The sequence below is a fragment of the Massilia cellulosiltytica genome, from assembly GCF_047325105.1.
GTDB classification, from domain to species: Bacteria; Pseudomonadota; Gammaproteobacteria; order Burkholderiales; family Burkholderiaceae_D; genus Telluria; species Telluria orientalis.
The window spans coordinates 5265766-5283462 of record NZ_CP168562.1; the positions used below are offsets into that span (position 1 = coordinate 5265766).

13 protein-coding genes are annotated in these 17697 nt (G+C 64.9%); 1 reads left to right on the forward strand and 12 read right to left on the reverse strand.

What is annotated here, in order from left to right:
• Positions 1-4 precede the first annotated feature (4 nt).
• The gene (locus ACEN9H_RS22995; RefSeq protein ID WP_056126376.1) at positions 5-967 is read right to left on the reverse strand and encodes an ABC transporter substrate-binding protein; all 963 of its coding nucleotides are present in this window, start codon (positions 965-967) and stop codon (positions 5-7) included.
• Positions 968-1338: 371 nt separating this feature from the next.
• Here ACEN9H_RS22995 and rsgA point away from each other — a divergent pair, with 371 nt between their 5' ends.
• Entirely contained in the window at positions 1339-2361 is a 1023-nt protein-coding gene (rsgA, locus tag ACEN9H_RS23000; protein WP_413672201.1) for a ribosome small subunit-dependent GTPase A, read from the forward strand.
• 126 nt (positions 2362-2487) lie between these two features.
• Here rsgA and ACEN9H_RS23005 read toward each other — a convergent pair whose 3' ends face one another.
• The 11 genes from ACEN9H_RS23005 to ACEN9H_RS23055 form a co-directional block, all read right to left on the reverse strand.
• Entirely contained in the window at positions 2488-4851 is a 2364-nt protein-coding gene (locus ACEN9H_RS23005; protein WP_413672202.1) for a beta-L-arabinofuranosidase domain-containing protein, read from the reverse strand.
• Complete coding sequence (locus ACEN9H_RS23010) at positions 4848-5852, reverse strand: arabinan endo-1,5-alpha-L-arabinosidase (RefSeq protein WP_413672203.1); 1005 nt, start codon at positions 5850-5852, stop codon at positions 4848-4850. Before ACEN9H_RS23010 ends, ACEN9H_RS23005 begins: the two co-directional genes overlap by 4 nt.
• A gap of 3 nt (positions 5853-5855) precedes the next feature.
• On the reverse strand, positions 5856-7409 hold the full coding sequence (locus tag ACEN9H_RS23015) for an alpha-N-arabinofuranosidase (RefSeq protein WP_056126370.1): 1554 nt from the start codon (positions 7407-7409) through the stop codon (positions 5856-5858).
• A gap of 170 nt (positions 7410-7579) precedes the next feature.
• On the reverse strand, positions 7580-8347 hold the full coding sequence (locus tag ACEN9H_RS23020) for an SDR family NAD(P)-dependent oxidoreductase (protein ID WP_056126368.1): 768 nt from the start codon (positions 8345-8347) through the stop codon (positions 7580-7582).
• A gap of 59 nt (positions 8348-8406) precedes the next feature.
• On the reverse strand, positions 8407-9987 hold the full coding sequence (locus tag ACEN9H_RS23025) for an aldehyde dehydrogenase (NADP(+)) (protein ID WP_056126365.1): 1581 nt from the start codon (positions 9985-9987) through the stop codon (positions 8407-8409).
• Positions 9984-10976 (reverse strand): AraD1 family protein, encoded by a 993-nt coding sequence (gene araD1 / locus ACEN9H_RS23030; RefSeq protein ID WP_056126363.1) that lies wholly within the window; start codon positions 10974-10976, stop codon positions 9984-9986. Before araD1 ends, ACEN9H_RS23025 begins: the two co-directional genes overlap by 4 nt.
• Before the next feature lie 73 nt (positions 10977-11049).
• Positions 11050-12792: an IlvD/Edd family dehydratase gene (locus tag ACEN9H_RS23035; RefSeq protein WP_056126361.1), complete on the reverse strand. Its 1743-nt coding sequence runs from the start codon at positions 12790-12792 to the stop codon at positions 11050-11052.
• A 140-nt stretch (positions 12793-12932) separates the two neighbouring features.
• The gene (locus tag ACEN9H_RS23040) at positions 12933-13820 is read right to left on the reverse strand and encodes an SMP-30/gluconolactonase/LRE family protein (protein ID WP_413672204.1); all 888 of its coding nucleotides are present in this window, start codon (positions 13818-13820) and stop codon (positions 12933-12935) included.
• A gap of 21 nt (positions 13821-13841) precedes the next feature.
• Positions 13842-14900 (reverse strand): aldose epimerase family protein, encoded by a 1059-nt coding sequence (locus ACEN9H_RS23045; RefSeq protein WP_413672205.1) that lies wholly within the window; start codon positions 14898-14900, stop codon positions 13842-13844.
• Between the two features lie 11 nt (positions 14901-14911).
• Positions 14912-15859 (reverse strand): glycoside hydrolase family 43 protein, encoded by a 948-nt coding sequence (locus ACEN9H_RS23050; RefSeq protein WP_413672206.1) that lies wholly within the window; start codon positions 15857-15859, stop codon positions 14912-14914.
• Positions 15860-15972: 113 nt separating this feature from the next.
• A complete protein-coding gene (locus ACEN9H_RS23055; RefSeq protein ID WP_413672207.1) occupies positions 15973-17319 on the reverse strand; it encodes an MFS transporter in 1347 nt (448 codons plus the stop codon).
• Positions 17320-17697 lie beyond the last annotated feature (378 nt).

The following is a 17697-nucleotide window of genomic DNA, read 5'->3' on the forward strand; positions in this document are numbered from 1 at the left end:
CCGATCAGTACTTGCGGTTCGGGAGTTCCTTCGCCGCCACCTCAGCCGGGAACACGCCCTCGTTGACGACGATGCGTTTCGGGACCGGCTTGCCGGCCACGACGTCCTGCGCCGTCTGGATCAGCGTCGGACCGAGCAGCGGATTGCACTCGACCGTCACGTTCAGCTTGCCGGCCTTCATGGCTTCGAACGCGCCCTTCACGCCATCGATCGAGATGATGATGATGTCCTTGCCCGGCTTCAGGCCCGCTTCCTCGATGGCCTGGATCGCGCCGATGGCCATGTCGTCATTGTGCGCGTACAGCACGTTGATCTTCTTGCCTTCCGACTTCAGGAAGGCTTCCATGACTTCCTTGCCCTTGGCGCGGGTGAAGTCGGCGGTCTGCGAGCGGATGACCTTCAGCTTCGGATTCGTGCCGATGACTTCGGCAAAACCGTTCCTGCGGTCGATCGCGGGCGCGGCACCGGTCGTGCCCTGCAGCTCGACGATGTTCAGCGGCTTGTCGCCATTCTTCTTGGCGTAATCCAGCAGCCAGCGGCCGGCGCGGCGGCCCTCTTCCACGAAGTCGGAACCGATGAAGCTGACGTACAGCGACGGATCGGTGACCTTGACGGCGCGGTCGGTCAGGATCACGGGGATCTTGGCGTTCTTCGCTTCGCGCAGCACGGTCTCCCAACCGGTTTCCACGACCGGCGAGAACGCGATCACGTCGACGCGCTGGGCGATGAACGAGCGGATGGCCTTGACCTGGTTCTGCTGCTGTTGCTGGGCGTCGGCGAATTTCAGGTTGACGCCGGCCTTCTTGGCGGCGTCCTTGATCGAGGCGGTATTCGCGGTGCGCCATTCGCTTTCGGCACCGACCTGCGAGAAGCCGATCGTGAGGGGTTTGGCGGCGAATGCCGGGATGGCGGCGGCGCACGCGATGGCGGCAGCTGCGCCCAGGAGGGTCCTGCGGGTGATGATCATCACTTAGTCTCCGGAATTGTTGTGCATGGATACTATGACAGAACTGACATATCTATCCAATCATTTTTTTGACGGTAGACATATCCATTTCGACATCAATACAAATGTCGGTTGCATGGCCGAGCTGCCGCGCTATACTTCCCTTTTCATTCACTGACGAGGAGCGCCCCATGAACCAGCCGGATATTGCCCTCCCGTCGGCCGCCTGACCGCCTTTCTCCGCCGATCACCGTCGTCGCTCATCGTCGTTGCGAATGGGCGCGCCAGCCGCGCCGACTATCCCTGACCGAATCCACCGTTGCCGCCGCAGCTTATTGCGTGCGGCAGCGTGCCCGCGCGTCCGCGCGCTTCGCAACAGGAACACAACGACCATGATAGCCTTCGATATCGCGGCACTGCGCCGCATCGGACTCACCACCCCCATCGCCGCACGCCTCGCCCTGCACGACCGCGGACGACCCGCGCGCGTGGCGAGCGTGCACCGCACCGTCCTCGTCCTCCACGACGGCCTGCGGGAATTTCCTGCCCGGCCGCATCCATCCCTCGACGCCTCGCTTGCCGTCGGCGACTGGGTGCTGTTCCACCTCAACGAGCAAGACGAAGCGTGGGTCCACACGCTCGTCGACCCGCTGAATGAACTGGTCCGGCGCGATGCCCACGGCACGCGCCAGCGGCTGGCGGCCAACGTCGACACGGCCTTGCTGGTGATGGGCCTCGACGGCGATTTCAATTTGCGCCGGCTGGAGCGCTACCTGATGGTGGCCAGATCCTGCGACGTGGCGCCCGTGATCGTGCTGACGAAGGGCGATCTCGTGCCCGACGCGGATACGAAAGCGGCGCAAGTGGGCGCGCGCCTGCCGGCGACGGTGCCCGTGGTGCGCGCGCATCCGCAGGAAGCGGGCGCCGCAGACGCGCTGGCACCGTGGACCGGAGAAGGCCAGACGCTCGTCCTGCTCGGCACGTCCGGCGTGGGCAAGTCGACGCTCACGAACACTCTGACCGGCGCGCGGCAGCAGACGGGCGGCGTACGCAAGGGCGACGACCGCGGCCGCCACACGACGACGTCACGCTCGCTGCACCTGTGCGCGGGCGGCGCCTGCGTGATCGACACGCCGGGCCTGCGCAGCTGGCAGCCGGACGCCGACGAGGACGACGTCAACGCTGCGTTCGACGACATCGAGACGCTGGCGGCGCACTGCCGCTTTCACGACTGCTCGCACGTGGAGGAACCGGGATGCGCGGTGCGCGGCGCCGTGGATGCGGACCGGCTGCGCAACTATCACAAGCTGTTGCGCGAGGTGCGGCATGCGGCGGCGACGCCGCTGGATCGTATCGCGGAGCGGGCCAGGTGGAAGGTGTTGAACAAGATGGCGCGGGCGCAGGCAAAGCGTTAGCGCCACCTTAGTACCGCTGCGTAAGAAAAACGTCATCCCCGCGCAGGCGGGGATCCAAGCTCCGCATGCGCCGCGTTGACGCGTGCAACTTGGGTCCCTGCCTGCGCGGGGACGACGGATCGGAGGTCAACGCATCAATCGCAGCCCGTACAACCCACCCGCCATCGAGCCTTCCTTCGCGACGAACTTGACTTCCAGCTTGCCGTTCGCGCCCTGCACCAGCGCGGGCGGCAGCGCGAAGTCGCGCGTATAGAACTCCTGCGCCTCGCCGGCCGCCAGTTCCACTTCGGCGATCCGCTGCCCATCGACGACGATGTCGAACCTGCGGCCCGCGTCCCCGCGCGCGAACGTGAGGCGCAGCGCCTTCGCTTCGTGCCTGGGATCGTTCAACTGGTAGCTGAACCACTTGGTGGCATGGCGCCAGTGGCGGCCGTTGTTGAGGCCCGCGTCCGCACCCTCGCCCTTGAAGCCATGGTCCGATTCCGGCTGTTGCTCACCCGGCGCGACCTGGTCGATGGTCTGCGCGTCCAGCGCCAGGCGCTCCGCTTCGTTCGCCGCGTTCTCTTCTTTCATGCGGGCGAATTCGGCCGGGGTGCTCTGCTGCCAGTAGATCATGTAGCGCGAGTCGTGCAGGCGGAAGAACGGGATGAATTCCGTCGACGACCCCGCCCCGCCCTGCACGACGCCGGGCGCCGTGAACGTCAGCGGCTTGCCTTTTACCGGCTTGAAGCGCCGGGTGAAATCCTTGCTGTCCGAGACGAAGGTCGGCGCCGCCTCCAGCGGGCATACCTGGCCGGACGGGCTGTGGCCCATGCGCGAATCGTCCGCGAGGAAGTTCAGGTGCTCGGTCGGGAATGGATTCGTCTTGGCGGCCAGCACGACGGGCCCGTACAGCACCGCGTAGTAATTCGACTTGTCCGGCATCTGCTCGAGGCGCATCGTCATCGGCAGGCTGACGTCGACGCGGTCGCCCCTCTTCCACGCACGCTCGATGCTGACGTAGCTGCCCGGTGCCGCATCGACCTTCACGGCCTTGCCGTTCACTTTCACGCCCAGCTTGCCCGGCGCGACCCAGGCCGGATAGCGGATCTTCAGCGCGAACCTGGCATCGCCGTCGACAGTGATGCGCGTGCTGGCCTGGTCGGGGAAGTTGTTCGCCTGCGTGACCTTGACGTTCTTCTCGCGCCAGTCGAGCGTCGACGGGATGAACAGGTTCACGAACAGCGCCGCCTTTCCATCCTTCTCTTCATGCGCGTAGATGAATTCGCCGTACTTCGCATGGCTCTCGATGCCGGAGCCCACGCAGCACCACATCGCCTGGTCCACCTGCGAATACACGCGGTAGTGGTTCGGACGCATCGGCGTGAAGTACACGAAGCCGCCCGTGCCCGGATGTTCGGACGCGAGAATGTGGTTGTACAGCGCGCGCTCGTAGTAGTCCGCGTAGGAGGCCTTGTCCGAGGTCTCGAACAGCATCTCCGTCAGCTTGAGCATATTGTACGTGTTGCAGGTCTCCGGCCCCTCGACCTCGTTGATCATGGGGCTGAAGTCCTTGTCGTCATGGAAGTGCTCCCTGACGCTGTTGCCGCCGATGGCTACCGTGCGGTGGTCGACGACGGTCTGCCAGAAGAACGCGGCTGCATCCGCCATGTCCTTGCGGCCCGTGAGTTCGCCGATGCGCTTGAAGCCGATGACTTTCGGGATCTGCGTGTTCGCGTGCAGGCCCGTCAGCTTGTCCTCGTGCTGTTCCAGCGGCTGCAGGATGGCCTGGTGCGAGAACCTCAGCGCCAGGTCCATGTAGCGCGAATCGCCCGTCATCTGTGCGACGTCGGCCAGCACCTCGTTCATGCCGCCGTGTTCGGCCTTCAGCATCTGCTGCATCTGCTCGTCCGTCAGGCGGCTGGTCAGGCGCAGCGCCCAGTCGGCCATCGCGATCAGCATCGCCTTCGCATCTTCGTTGCCGGCATAGCGGTACGCGTCGCGCAGCCCCGCGTAGACCTTGTGCAGGTTGTACCACGGGACCCACTTGCCGTTGACGGAGAAGTTGTCCGCATGGAGCTTGCCCGCGGCGACGTCGCGCCACGCGGCGCGGCCACCGGGCACGCCGCCCACGTAGCCGTCGCCGTTGGCCGTCTGCGCGCGCTTCAGCTCCGCGACAAAATAATCGAGGCGCTTCTTGACTTCCGCATCGCCGGTCGACGCGACCATCAACGCCAGGGCCGACAGGTAGTGCCCGCCCATGTGGCCGTCCAGGCCCGACGATTCCCAGTTGCCGTAGCTGGGCTGCTTCGGCGTGAGCCCCGCTTCGCGCAGGAACGGCGCCAGCAGGCGGTCCGGCTCCATCGCCATCAGGTAGTTCAGGTCCGTCGTCTGGGCATCGAGGAAGGGGCTGGGCCCCAGGCGCACGGCCTGCAGCGGGAACAGGTCGGCGGCCTGGGCGCACGTCGCGCCCAGGGTGAACAACAGCGCGGCGATGCGGGTCGGCTTCATTTCAGTTCTTCGCTCACATACTTGTTGAGGTCTTTGGCGTCCACCGTGGGCCAGCCATCCTTGTCCCAGCGGATGTCCATCACTTTCAGCTTCTGCTTGTACTTGTCGGCCGTCTCGTAGGCGTGCAGCACGAGGTAGTCCTTGCCGTCGAACGTGTAGGCGCTGTTGTGGCCGAGGCCCTGCCAGTCCTTGTCGCCCTTGACGACGAGCGAGCCGCCGCCCTTGGCCATATCCTTGCCCTGGCGGTCGAGGTACGGCCCCTTGACGTCCTGTGCGCGTCCCACGACGACGTGGTACGTGCTCTTCGGCCCGCGGCAGCACAGGCCCCACGAGACGAACAGGTAATAGTAACCGTTCTTCTTGAAGATGAATGGTCCTTCGATCTCGGCCGGTGCCGCGTCCTCGTCCGGCGTGAACGCGGGACGCTCGCGGCGCGCGATCGTGTGCCATTCCTGCGGTTCGGCGAGCTTCGTCCAGCTGTCGTCCAGCTTCACGAGCTTGATGCCGCCCCAGAACGAGCCGAAGCTCATCCAGCCCTGCCCCTTGTCGTCCTCGACGACGTTCGGGTCGATGGCGTTCCACAGGTCGCGGCCCGGCACCGACTGCACCATCATGCCCTGGTCTTCCCAGCGGTAGTCCGGCGCGCGCGGGTCGAGCGTCGCATTGGCCGTCACGCCGATGCCCGACGTGTTCTTGCCGAAGCCGGACACCGAGTAGTACAGCAGCCAGCGGCCGTTGTGCTGGTGAACGTCCGGCGCCCAGATATGGTCGTTGAACGTAGGTGCCGCACGCTTCGCCCACGTGGGTTCGCCCGCGAACACGCGGCCTTCCGGCTTCCAGTGCAGCATGTCGGACGACGAGTAGAACGTGATGCCGGGGCCGGTGCTGTACAGGTAGTACGTGTTGCCGTCCTTCGCCATCACGGGATCGTGCACGCCGACCTGGGCGGCATGGGCCGCCCCGGCCAGCAGCATCGTTGCCGCGATTGCGTGCACCTTCACGCGTCAGCCTTCCACAGCCACGACCAGCACCGACTTGGCCGGCACCTTGATCGTCAGCTTGCCGCCGCTGGCGGTGGCGCTGAACGGCACCGGCTTCACGGCGTCCTTGTGCTCGAAGGTGTTGTGGGCGTCCATCGCATCGGCCGTCAGCAGCTGGCCGCGCACGGCGCCGACGTTCTGGCCGGCGACGTTCAGGACCACGTCGGTTGCCTCATGCGGGTTCGTGTTGACGAGGGCGACGTAGGTCTTGCCATCCTTCGCCTTCGCGGCGGACGCGCTGATGCCCGGCACGCCCTGGCCGTTCGAGCCGTAGGTCGTGTTGTTCGACAGCGAAACCGGCAGCGACGTCGCGCCCTGGAACGGCACGTACATCTTGAAGGCGTGGTAGGTCGGCGTCAGCAGCATCTTCTCGTTGTCGGTGATGATCATCGCCTGCAGCACGTTGACCATCTGCGCGATGTTCGTCATGCGCACGCGGTCGGCGTGGGCATGGAAGATGTTGAAGTTGAGCGCGGCCACGACGGCGTCACGGATCGTGTTACGCTGGAACAGGAAGCCCGGGTTGGTACCCTTCTCGACGTCGTACCAGGTGCCCCACTCGTCCACGTCGAAGCCGATCTTCTTCTCCGGGTCGTTCTTGTCGAGGATCGCGACGTTCTTGCGGACGAAGTCTTCCATGCGCAGCGTCTGCGACATCGTCGAGAACCATTCCGATTCCGGGAAGCCGGTGGCGGCGCCCTTCACTTCCCATTTACCGGTCGGCAGCGTGTAGTAGTGGAAGCTGATGCCGTCCGTGCGGCCCTTCAGGTCGCGCGACAGGATGTCGGTCCATGCCGTGTCGTCGCCGGTGCCGCCGCTGGCGATCATCTTCGGACGCAGGTGCTGCGGCGCCTTCAGGAACGTGTTCCACTGGCGGTACAGGTCGGCGTAGTACTCGGGACGCATGTTGCCGCCGCAGCCCCACGACTCGTTGCCGATGGCGAAATAGGCGACCTTGAACGGCGCCGGATGGCCGTTCTTCGCGCGCAGTTCGGCCAGCGTCGACTTGCCTTCCGACGTCATGTACTCGATCCACTCGGCCGCTTCCTGCGGCGTGCCGGTGCCCAGGTTGCCGTTGACGTAGGCGTCCGCGCCCAGCATCTCGACGAGGTCGAAGAATTCATGCGTACCGACCGCATTGTTTTCCGGCACACCGCCCCAGTTCGTGTTGACCTTCACCGGACGCTTGTTGCGCGGGCCGATGCCTTCGCGCCAGTGGTATTCGTCGGCGAAGCAGCCGCCCGGCCAGCGGACCAGCGGCACGTGCATGTCCTTCAGCGCGCCGACGACGTCGTTGCGCCACCCTTTGGTGTTCGGGATCTTCGAATCCGGGCCAACCCACAGGCCGCCGTAGATGCCGGTGCCGAGGTGCTCGGCGAACTGGCCGTAGACGTCCTTGTCGATCACCGCGCCCGGCTTGGACGCGTCGACGGTGACGTTCACCTGGGCGAACGCGGCGCCGGCGCAGAATGCGGCGGCAAGGCCGAGGGCGAGGACTTTGGGTTGGAATGCCTTCATGTGGTCTCCGTTTGTTTTGGTCGTTAAGGTGATTGCATTAACAGCCGTCATTCCCGCGGAAGCGGGAATCCATAGGACACGTGCCGGAGAGGCTCAGTATGGATTCCCGCGTGCGCGGGAATGACGGTCTTGAAGGTAGTGGCGGGATCGGAAATGCGACGGTATATCCGTCACACCCACCCGGCATCGACGATGAATTCCTGCCCCGTGCACATCTTGCTGTCGTCGGCGGACAGGAACAGCACCATCGCGGCGATATCCTCGGGCATCAGCTTGCCCGGCAGGCATTGCGAACGCGCGATCTCGGCCTCGCCTGCCTCGTCCAGCCACAGGTCGATCTGGCGCTGGGTCATCACCCAGCCCGGCGTCACGGTGTTGACGCGGATGTTGAATTGTCCCAGGTCGCGCGCGAGGCAGCGCGTCAGGCCGATCACGGATGCCTTCGTGGTCGCATAGATCGGGTAGTTCGGGTTCTTGGCGTGCCACGACATCGAACTGAAGTTGATGACGGAGCCGCCGCCGCGGCGCTTCATGCCTTCCAGCGCGGCCTGCACGGTGAAGAACATCGGACGCTGGTTGATGGCGATGCGCTCGTCCCAGTATTCGACCGACACGTCGCCGATCTGATGGCGCTGGTCGTTGGCGGCGTTGTTGACGATGACGTCGAAGTCGCCCAGCTTGGCGGCCATCTCGGCCATCACGGCCTGCAGGCTCGGGATGTCGGTGATGTCGCAGTAGCGGTAGATCGGGGCCGTGTGGCCAGCCGCTGCCAGCCGCGCCACCAATGCCTCGCTGGCATCGCGCATGATGTCGACGAAGCCGACCAGCGCGCCCTGCTCCACCAGCGCGGCGACGATCGCTTCACCGATCCCGCTGCCGCCGCCCGTCACGAATACCCGTTTGCCTTCGAGGCTACCGTACTTGGCTAAAGGTCCCATCGTCGTCTCCTTACTTTTATTGTAGGCGGCGCCAGGAAAGACCCGGCGCCGCATGATACTTATTCCTTGCCCAGCGCGCCGTCGCGGCGGCGCCAGATGCCGCGCGGATTCTCGTCGCGCAGCACCGCCGGCAGCAGTGCCTGCGGCAGGTTCTGGTACGCCACGGGGCGCAGGAAGCGGAAGATCGCGCCCGTGCCCACCGAGGTGCTGCGGCCGTCGGCCGTGGCCGGGAACGGACCGCCGTGCACCATCGCGTGCGCCACTTCCACGCCGGTGCCGAAGCCGTTGGCCAGGATGCGGCCGACCTTGCGCTCCAGCGTCGGCAGCAGGACCTGCGCCGCTGCGATGTCGCCCTCTTCCAGGTGGATCGCGGCCGTCAGCTGGCCTTCCAGGTGCTCGACGATGGCGCGCATCTGCTCGACGTCCTTGCACACGACCAGCAGCGAGGCCGGGCCGAACACTTCTTCGTGCAGCTCCTTGCGGGCCAGGAAGGCATCGCCTTCCACGCGGAACAGCGCGGCGTGGCCCTGGTTCTCTTCGTGCTCCAGGCGCAGCAGCGTGGTCACCGCTTCGTTGCTGCCCAGCGCGGCGACGCCGCGGCGGAAGCTCGACGCGATACCGGCGGACAGCATCGTGGCCGGCTGCGTGTCGTTCAGCGCGGCCGTGGCGGCGGCGCAGAACGTGGACAGGCCCGGGCCGTCGATCGCCAGCACGAGGCCGGGGTTGGTGCAGAACTGGCCGACGCCCAAGGTCAGCGACGCGGCGAATTCGCGGCCGATGCGCTCGGCGTGCTGTTCCAGCGCCTGCGGCAGCAGGAACACCGGGTTGATGCTGCTCATCTCGGCGTAGACCGGGATCGGCTGCTGGCGGCCCGCGGCGACGGCCATCAGTGCGGTGCCGCCCGAACGCGAACCGGTGAAGCCGACGGCCTGGATGGCCGGATGCGCGACGAGTGCCTGGCCGATGCCGTTGCCCGTGCCGGTCAGCAGCGCGAACGTGCCGGCCGGCAGACCGCACAGTTCGACGGCTTTCACGACGGCGCGCGCCACCAGTTCCGACGTGCCCGGGTGGGCCGAGTGGGCCTTCAGGACGACCGGGCAGCCGGCCGCGAAGGCGGATGCCGTGTCGCCGCCGGCGACGGAGAACGCGAGCGGGAAGTTCGATGCGGCAAACACGGCGACAGGGCCGACGCCGATCAGGCGGCTGCGCAGGTCCGGACGCGGCGGCGTGCGCTGCGGCAGCGCCGGGTCGATGCGCGGATCCTGCCACGACCCTTCGCGCAGCAGGCTGGCGAACAGTTTCAGCTGGGTGCAGGTGCGGCCACGCTCGCCTTCGATACGGCCGCGCGGCAGGCCGGTTTCCGCCATCGCGCGCTCGACCAGGGCATCGCCCAGGGCCATGATCTGCTCGGCGACCGTGTCGAGGAACGCGGCGCGCTCGTCGTCGGTCGTGTTGCGGAAGACGTCGAACGCCTTGCCGGCCAGGCTGCAGGCCTGGTCGATCTGGCCGATGTCGACCATGTTGAAGGCGGGTTCGATGTGCGTGCGCGCGCCCGGATTCCAGGCCTTGAACGAACCGCCGGCGCCGCGCTGGGCGACGCCGCCGATGAGGGCTTCGCCCGTGATTTGTGCGATGGTCATAACGTGTTAACTTTTGCGAATTGGGTGGACTGGACGGCGAGCTTGTTGCGCAGCGCGGGGCCGAATTGCGGCGATTCGACTTCGAACGTCTCGCCGGCCTGCACGCTGATATTGTCGGCGAAGCTCAGGGTCGCGGTGCCGAAGAAGTGGATGTGCACGTCGCCCGGGCGGTTGAACAGGCCGTACTTGAAGTGGTGGTATTCCAGGTTGCCGATGGTGTGCGACATGTTCTGCTCACCCGACACGAACGCTTTTTCCCAGCGCACGGCACCGTCGGCTGCGCGGATGCGCGACACGCCTTCGACGTGGGCCGGCAGTTCGCCGACCAGCAGCGCCGGGCCGACGCCGCAGTTGCGCAGCTTGGAGTGCGCGAGGTACAGGTAGTTCTGGCGTTCCGTCACGTGGTCCGAGAACTCGTTGCCGATCGCGAAACCGACGCGGTACGGCTGGCCGTCGTCGCCGATCACGTACAGACCGGCGATCTCCGGCTCTTCGCCGCCGTCCAGCGAGAAGTCCGGCATTTCCATGTCCTGGCCGCTGGCGCGCACGATCGAGCCGTCGCCTTTGTAGAACCATTCCGGCTGCACGCCGGCCTTGCCCGCTTCCGGCTTGCCGCCTTCGACGCCCATGCGGAACATCTTCATGGAGTCCGACAGCGACTCGACGTCGCCGCCGATCTTCTTGTGCATGGCGTCGCGCGCGTCGGCGCTGCCCAGGTGCGTCAGGCCCGTGCCGGTGACGTAGGTGTGGGCGGCGTCCGGGTGGTCGATCGGGGCCAGCACGCGGCCTGCCTGCGCGATCGCTTCGTAGGAATCTTTGTCGCCGGTGGCGGATGCGTCGGCCAGCGCGGCGAGGCTCTTGCCCTGCGCGATGGCGGCCTTGGCCAGTTCCAGCGTGGTGGCGTAGCCGGTGATGGCGGTGACGGTGTCGCCGTTCAGGATGCCGACGCGGCGGTCGCCGGCGGCGGATTTGTATTGGATGAGCAGCATGGTGGAATCCGTTCGTTCAGAATGACATGGACGCGGGAACGGCCAAGCCGTTCACGCGTCCAGCGTCAAGCTATCAATGGGAATGCTTGGGCACGGCCGAACCGCGGCAGCCGACGAGGAAGTCGAAGTCGCAACCCTCGTCCGCCTGCAGCACGTGATCCAGGTACAGGCCCGCGTAACCGGTACGCGGCGCTTCCTTCTGGTTCTCGGCGCGGTCCGCGAGACGGGTCTTGATCTCGTCTTCCGGCACGTCCAGGTGCAGGCGGCCGGCCTTGCAATCGAGTTCGATGAAGTCGCCGTCCTTGACGATGCCCAGCGGGCCGCCGGCCATCGCTTCCGGTGCCACGTGCAGCACGACGGTGCCGTAGGCGGTGCCGCTCATGCGCGCGTCGGAGATGCGGACCATGTCGGTGATGCCCTTCGCCAGCAGCTTCGGCGGCAGCCCCATGTTGCCCACTTCGGCCATGCCCGGGTAACCTTTCGGACCGCAGTTCTTCATCACGAGGATCGAGTTCTCGTCGACGTCCAGGTCCGGATCGACGATGCGCGCCTTGTAGTGGTCGAAGTCCTCGAACACGACGGCCTTGCCGCGGTGTTTCATCAGGTGCGGCGAGGCGGCCGACGGCTTGAGCACGGCGCCGCGCGGGGCCAGGTTGCCGCGCAGGATGCAGATGCCGCCGTCGTCGATCAGCGGGTTGTCGATCTTGCGGATCACTTCGTCGTTGTAGATCGGCGCGTCCTGGACGTTTTCCCAGATCGTCCTGCCGTTCACGGTCAGCGCGTCCTTGTGCGGCAGCAGGTTGCTTTCGCCCAGGCGGCGCAGCACGCCCGGCAGGCCGCCGGCGTAATAGAACTCTTCCATCAGGAAGCGGCCGGACGGCTGCAGGTCGACGATGGTCGGGGTGCCCTTGCCGACGGCGGTCCAGTCTTCCAGTTCCAGCGGCACGCCCATGCGGCCGGCGATGGCTTTCAGGTGGATCACGGCGTTGGTCGAGCCGCCGATCGCGGCGTTCGTGCGGATCGCGTTCTCGAAGTTCTCGCGCTTGAGGATCTTCGACAGCTTGAGGTCTTCGTTGACCATCTCGACGATGCGCATGCCCGACATGTGCGCCAGCACGTAGCGGCGCGCATCGACGGCGGGGATCGCGGCATTGTGCGGCAGCGAGACGCCGAGCGATTCGGCCATGCAGGCCATCGTCGACGCGGTGCCCATCGTGTTGCAGGTGCCGGCCGAGCGTGCATGGCCGGCTTCGGCGGCGAGGAAGTCGTGCATCGAGATCTGGCCGCCCTTGGCCTGCTCGTGCAGTTTCCAGACGGCGGTGCCGGAGCCGATGTCCTGTCCGTTCAACTTACCGTTCAGCATCGGGCCGCCGGTGACGACGATGGCCGGAATGTCGACGCTCGCGGCGCCCATCAGCAGGGCCGGCGTGGTCTTGTCGCAGCCGACCAGCAGGACGACGCCGTCCATCGGGTTGCCGCGAATGGATTCTTCGACGTCCATGCTGGCCAGGTTACGGGTCAGCATGGCGGTCGGGCGCAGGTTCGACTCGCCGTTCGAGAAGACGGGGAATTCGACCGGGAAGCCGCCCGCCTCCAGGATGCCGCGCTTGACGTGCTCGGCCAGCTTGCGGAAATGGGCGTTGCAGGGCGTGAGTTCGGACCAGGTGTTGCAGATGCCGATGATCGGCTTGCCCTGGAATTCATGATCGGGGATACCCTGGTTCTTCATCCAGCTCCGGTACATGAAGCCGTTCTTGTCCTGGGTACCGAACCACGCTGCGGAACGCAGGGTGGGCTTCTTTTTTGTCTCGGACATTCTTCCTCCGTCGTTTTTGTAATCTGAGCGACCCTTGTCGTCGTCCAGCTCAGCGATGAAGGAAGTCTAAAGGCCGCTAAGATAACTTTCCAATCAATTTTTAGCAGCAATCGATATCGTTATCGACATCGCTGTTACCGCTATCGGCGCCGACCAGCGAATTTAACCTCTGCCAAGCCCTTAATTGTTAGCAATTTTGCAAACACACCGCCCGATTTTGGTGCATCCGCCAGTTGGCCGGCGCGCAGGCCGACTGTTGCGGAAGTGACATACAACATGTCCAGGCCGGGGCCGCCGAACGCCGGGCACGTCGGCTGCGGCGCTGGCAGCGTCAATACGCGGTCGACGGTACCGTCCGGGGCGAAGCGCACGACCTGCCCCGCGCCCCAGCGCGTGCTCCACAGATAGCCGTCCGCATCGATCGTCGAGCCGTCCGGATCGCCCGGGGCCGCGTCGGCCGCCGCGAATTCGCGCAGGTTAGCCACTGCGCCGGTGTCCGGGTCGTAGTCGCAGCAACGGATCTCGCGCGTGCCCGAGTCCGCGTAATACATGGTGCGGCCGTCCGGGCTGAAGCAGATGCTGTTGGCGATGGCGACGCCGCCCAGCGGCAGGCGCTCCAGCGACAGGTCGTGGTTCAGCCGGTAGAAGCCGCCGATCGGCTCCTTCGGGTTCTCGGCCTGGTTGAACACGCCGAACACGAAGCGGCCCTGGCGGTCGGTGCGGCCGTCATTGAGACGCGTGGTGGGCAGGTCTGCCTCGACGTCGCAGATGCGGTCGAGGTCTCCGCTGGCGAGATCGAAGAACGCGAGGCCGGAGGCGAGGCCCAGCAGCAGGCGGCCGTCGTCGTGCGTCAGCGCCATCGAGCACAGGCGCTCGGGCAGCGGCCAGCGCTGCAACGCGCCCGTCGCGGGGGCGTGCGACCACAGTTCGCTGCTTTCGATATCGGTCCAGAACAGGCGCGCGCCCTTGTCGTCCCAGATGATTCCCTCGCCGAGTACGTTCCGGCCATCCACCACCAGTTCCATCATGTAGCGTCTCTCCTGTTTGACTTATTGCGCCACCGAGAAGCGGAAGCGCGATTCCGTTTCATAGACCTCGCCCGGACGCAGGATCGTGTTCGGGTACGTCGGCTGGTTCGGCGAATCCGGGTAGTGTTCCGGCTCGATGCAGAAGCCGCTGCGGAAAATCCAGGGATGGCCCTTGCCGCTCAGCGAGCCGTCGAGGAAGTTACCGCTGTAGAACTGCACGCCCGGTTCCTGCGTGAACAGTTCGAGCACGCGGCCCGTCGTGGGCTCGAACACGTGGACGGCGCGCTTCAGGCCCTTGTCGCCCAGGTGCTTGTTCAGCACCCAGCAATGGTCGTAGCCGGTGCCGTGGCGCAGTTGCTTGTCCGGTTGCGTGATGCGCTCGCCGATCGCGCGCGGCTTGCGGAAATCGAACGGCGTGCCCGTCACGGGGGCCAGTTCGCCGAACGGGATGGATTCCGCATCGATGGGCACGAATTTATCCGCGTCGATCGTGATCTCGTGGGCGAGGATGTCGCCCTGCCCTGCTCCGGCCAGGTTGAAATAGCTGTGCTGGGTGAGGTTGACGGGGGTCGGCTGGTCGGTGACGGCGTGGAAGCGCACGACGATCTCGTTGTCGTCGGTCAGCACATACGTGGCGGTGGCGTCGAGGTTGCCGGGATAGCCCTGCTCGCCGTCCGGGCTGTGGTAGCGCAGGACGAGGCTGTCGCCTTCGGCAGCGGCCGTCCACAGCACCTTGTCGTAGCCCGGGTCGCCGCCATGCAGGTGGTTGTTGCCGTTGTTGGTCGTCAGCTGATAGTCCTTGCCGTCGAGCGTGAAGCGGCCCTTGCCGATGCGGTTGCCGTAGCGGCCGATCAGCGCGCCGAAATACGGGCTGTCCTTGACATAGGGCCCGAGCGTTTCGAAGCCGAGGGCGACGTCGGCAAAGACGCCGTCGCGGTCCGGGACGTGGATCTCGGTGATGATGCCGCCGAAATCCAGCACCTTGACGACCATGCCGTTATTGTTCTTGAGCGTGTACTGGTTGACTTGCCGACCGTCGGGCAAGGTCCCGAACGGCGCTTGGGTAATTCCGTTTTGCACGTTGTTATTCCTCAGAGGGTAGATGGCCGCCCGAATACCGGCATGCCGTTCTCGTCCCAACGCAGCGGTTTGACGAAGGTATGGCGGTCCGGGTTCCACAACGGATCGCCGACGATTTCCGTATAAGTGCGCGCGTGGTAGACGAGCATGACGGTGTCGCCATCTTCAGCATAGGTAAAGCTGTTGTGGCCGGGTCCGTAGATGCCGTGATCGTAGCATGTACGGAACACGGGCTCGCGCGACTTTGTCCATACGGCCGGATCGAGCAGGTCCGCATTCTCGTCGGCCCACAGCAGGCCCATCGCGTAATTCTCGTCGGTGGCGCTGGCGGAATACGAGATGAAGATCTTGCCGTTGCGGCGCAGGACGGACGGGCCTTCGTTGACCCAGAAGCCGCGGATCTCCCAATCGTGTTCGGGCTTCGACAGCAGCACGGGCTTGCCTTCGATCTGCCACGGCGTCTTCATCTTCGCGATGTACAGGTTCGAATTGCCTTCGATCTCATTGTCCTTCTGCGCCCACAGGTAGTACAGCTGGCCGTTGTGGTTGAACGTGGTCGCGTCCAGGCAGAACGTGTCGATGCCCGTGTCGACCTGGCCCATGAATTCCCACGTGCCTTCGAGCGGGTTCGCGTTCGTGTTACGGATCGCGTACATGCGGTGCTGGAACAGCTTGTACTTGATCTCGCGGCTCGGCGCGGCGGCGAAATAGACGTACCACGCGCCCATGTTGAAGTGCAGCTCGGGGGCCCAGATCAGTTCGCTGTACGGGCCCGTGTCCGGCTTGATCCACGCGTCGACGGTGGGCGCGGCGGCCAGTTCCGCGATCGTCTTCGCGCGGCGCAGCTCGATGCGGTCGTACTGCGGGACCGAGGCGGTGAAGTAGTAATAGCCGTCCGTGTGCTTGTAGATGTACGGGTCGGCGCGTTGTTCGATGAGGGGTTTCAGTACGGTTTCCATCGTGTTCTCTAGAGTTACATTTGATACGTCGCCCCCGCGCAGGCGGGGCCCAAGTGGGTGCTACCGATCACGCATGCAAAATTGGGTCCCCGCCTCCGCAGGGACGACGTCGGTTAAGTCGCCTGGCTCGCCCGCAAATCTTCCTTGACGGTAGAGTAATACTCATCGCTGATACGGTACTTGAACATCAGCGCGCCCATCAGGAAATGGAAGAAGCCGGGAATGACGGACAGCATCAGCGCGATGCCCTGCAGCGCCAGGGCGCTCTGTTCCTGGTTCGGCTGGTAATGGAAATAGTTCAGCAGCAGGCCCACCATGCCGCCCGCGAGTCCCATGCCCGCCTTCTGCGCGACCGAGATGCCGCCGAACGCGAAGCCCGATACGCGCTTGCCCGTTTTCACTTGACCATAGTCGATGGTCTCAGCGATCGCGGACCAGAACACCGGCGCGTGCAGGTCGACGACGAGCGACAGCAGGAAGTACAGGAAGAAGGCCAGTGCCGTGTCGCCCGGCTTGACCAGGAAATAGATCATCACGGACAGCACCGCCACCATCAGCTGCGTGTAGCGGAACAGTTTGACCTTGCAATAGAACTTGGTCACCCACGTCGACACGACCATCGCGATGATCGCGGCCGCGACACCCGTCGACAGGAAGGCGGACACGGTCTCCGTGTCGCCGTGCAGATAATACTTGGCGTAATAGATCGCGACGGAGCCGCGGATCACGTAGCCGATGGTGCCCGTCACGCAGACCGCGCACAGGATCAGCCACTGGTCGTTCTGGGCCAGCACCGCGATCTGTTCCAGCAGCGGCTGGCGCTTCGTTTTATAGACGACGCGTTCGGTCGTCGTGAAGAACGTGAACAGGAACAGCACGACGCCCAGCACCGCCATCAGGGCCATCGCCGCCTGGTAGCCGGCGGCCTGGTTGCCGTGGCCCCAGCGCTGCGCGAGGATCGGCACGACGATCGTGACCATGAACGCCCCGACCTTCGCGAGGAACAGCCGGTAGCCGTTGGCCGACAGGCGCTCCTGCGGGTCGCTCGTCAGGCCGCTGATCAGCGAGATGTACGGCACGCCCACGCCCGACGTCATCAGCGTCATGATGACGTAGGTGGAATAGGCCCACACGAGCTTGGCGTCGTAATTCCAGTCCGGCGTGCTGAACACGGCGTACACGGACAGGCCGTACGGGATCGCGAGGAACAGGAAATACGGCCGATAGCGGCCCCAGCGGGACAGGAAACTGTCCGTCATCTGGCCGACGACCAGGTCGGACATCGCGCCCACGATCTTGACGAGCACGAACAGCAGCGCGAGGTCGGTCGTCTTGAGTCCATAGACGTCCGTGTAGAAGAAAGTGATGATCAGCATCATCGATGAGATCACCACGTTGAGCGCCATGTCGCCGGCGCCGAAGCCCACTTTTTCGAGCGTGGAGAGTTTCTGGGTGTGCATACGGACCTCTTTCCAAACGACGAAGGTGCTACCCGGATTCGTTCCGCGCAGCACCCTGATTATTGCCTAGTGATTAGAAACCTGAATCAGTGTTTCCAACGGAGGGCAAAGCCCACGATTCTGTCGTAACGGCGCGATGCAAAGGTGCGGGCGGCGGGCGCGAAACGGCCCGATGCGGAGGGTTCCATATCGTCTCCAATTTCCATATAAGTATTGTTATGTTTTCGAAGCCCTGAACGGCTTCCGAACTGGCATGCTCATCGGTAATGTTAGGCGCAACATCGAGAACGATCCAATCAATTTTTCCGCAACTTCGATACCGTTTTTTATATGTGTAGGCGCAGATCGGGCAGTATGACAACGATTTCACGTGGCACA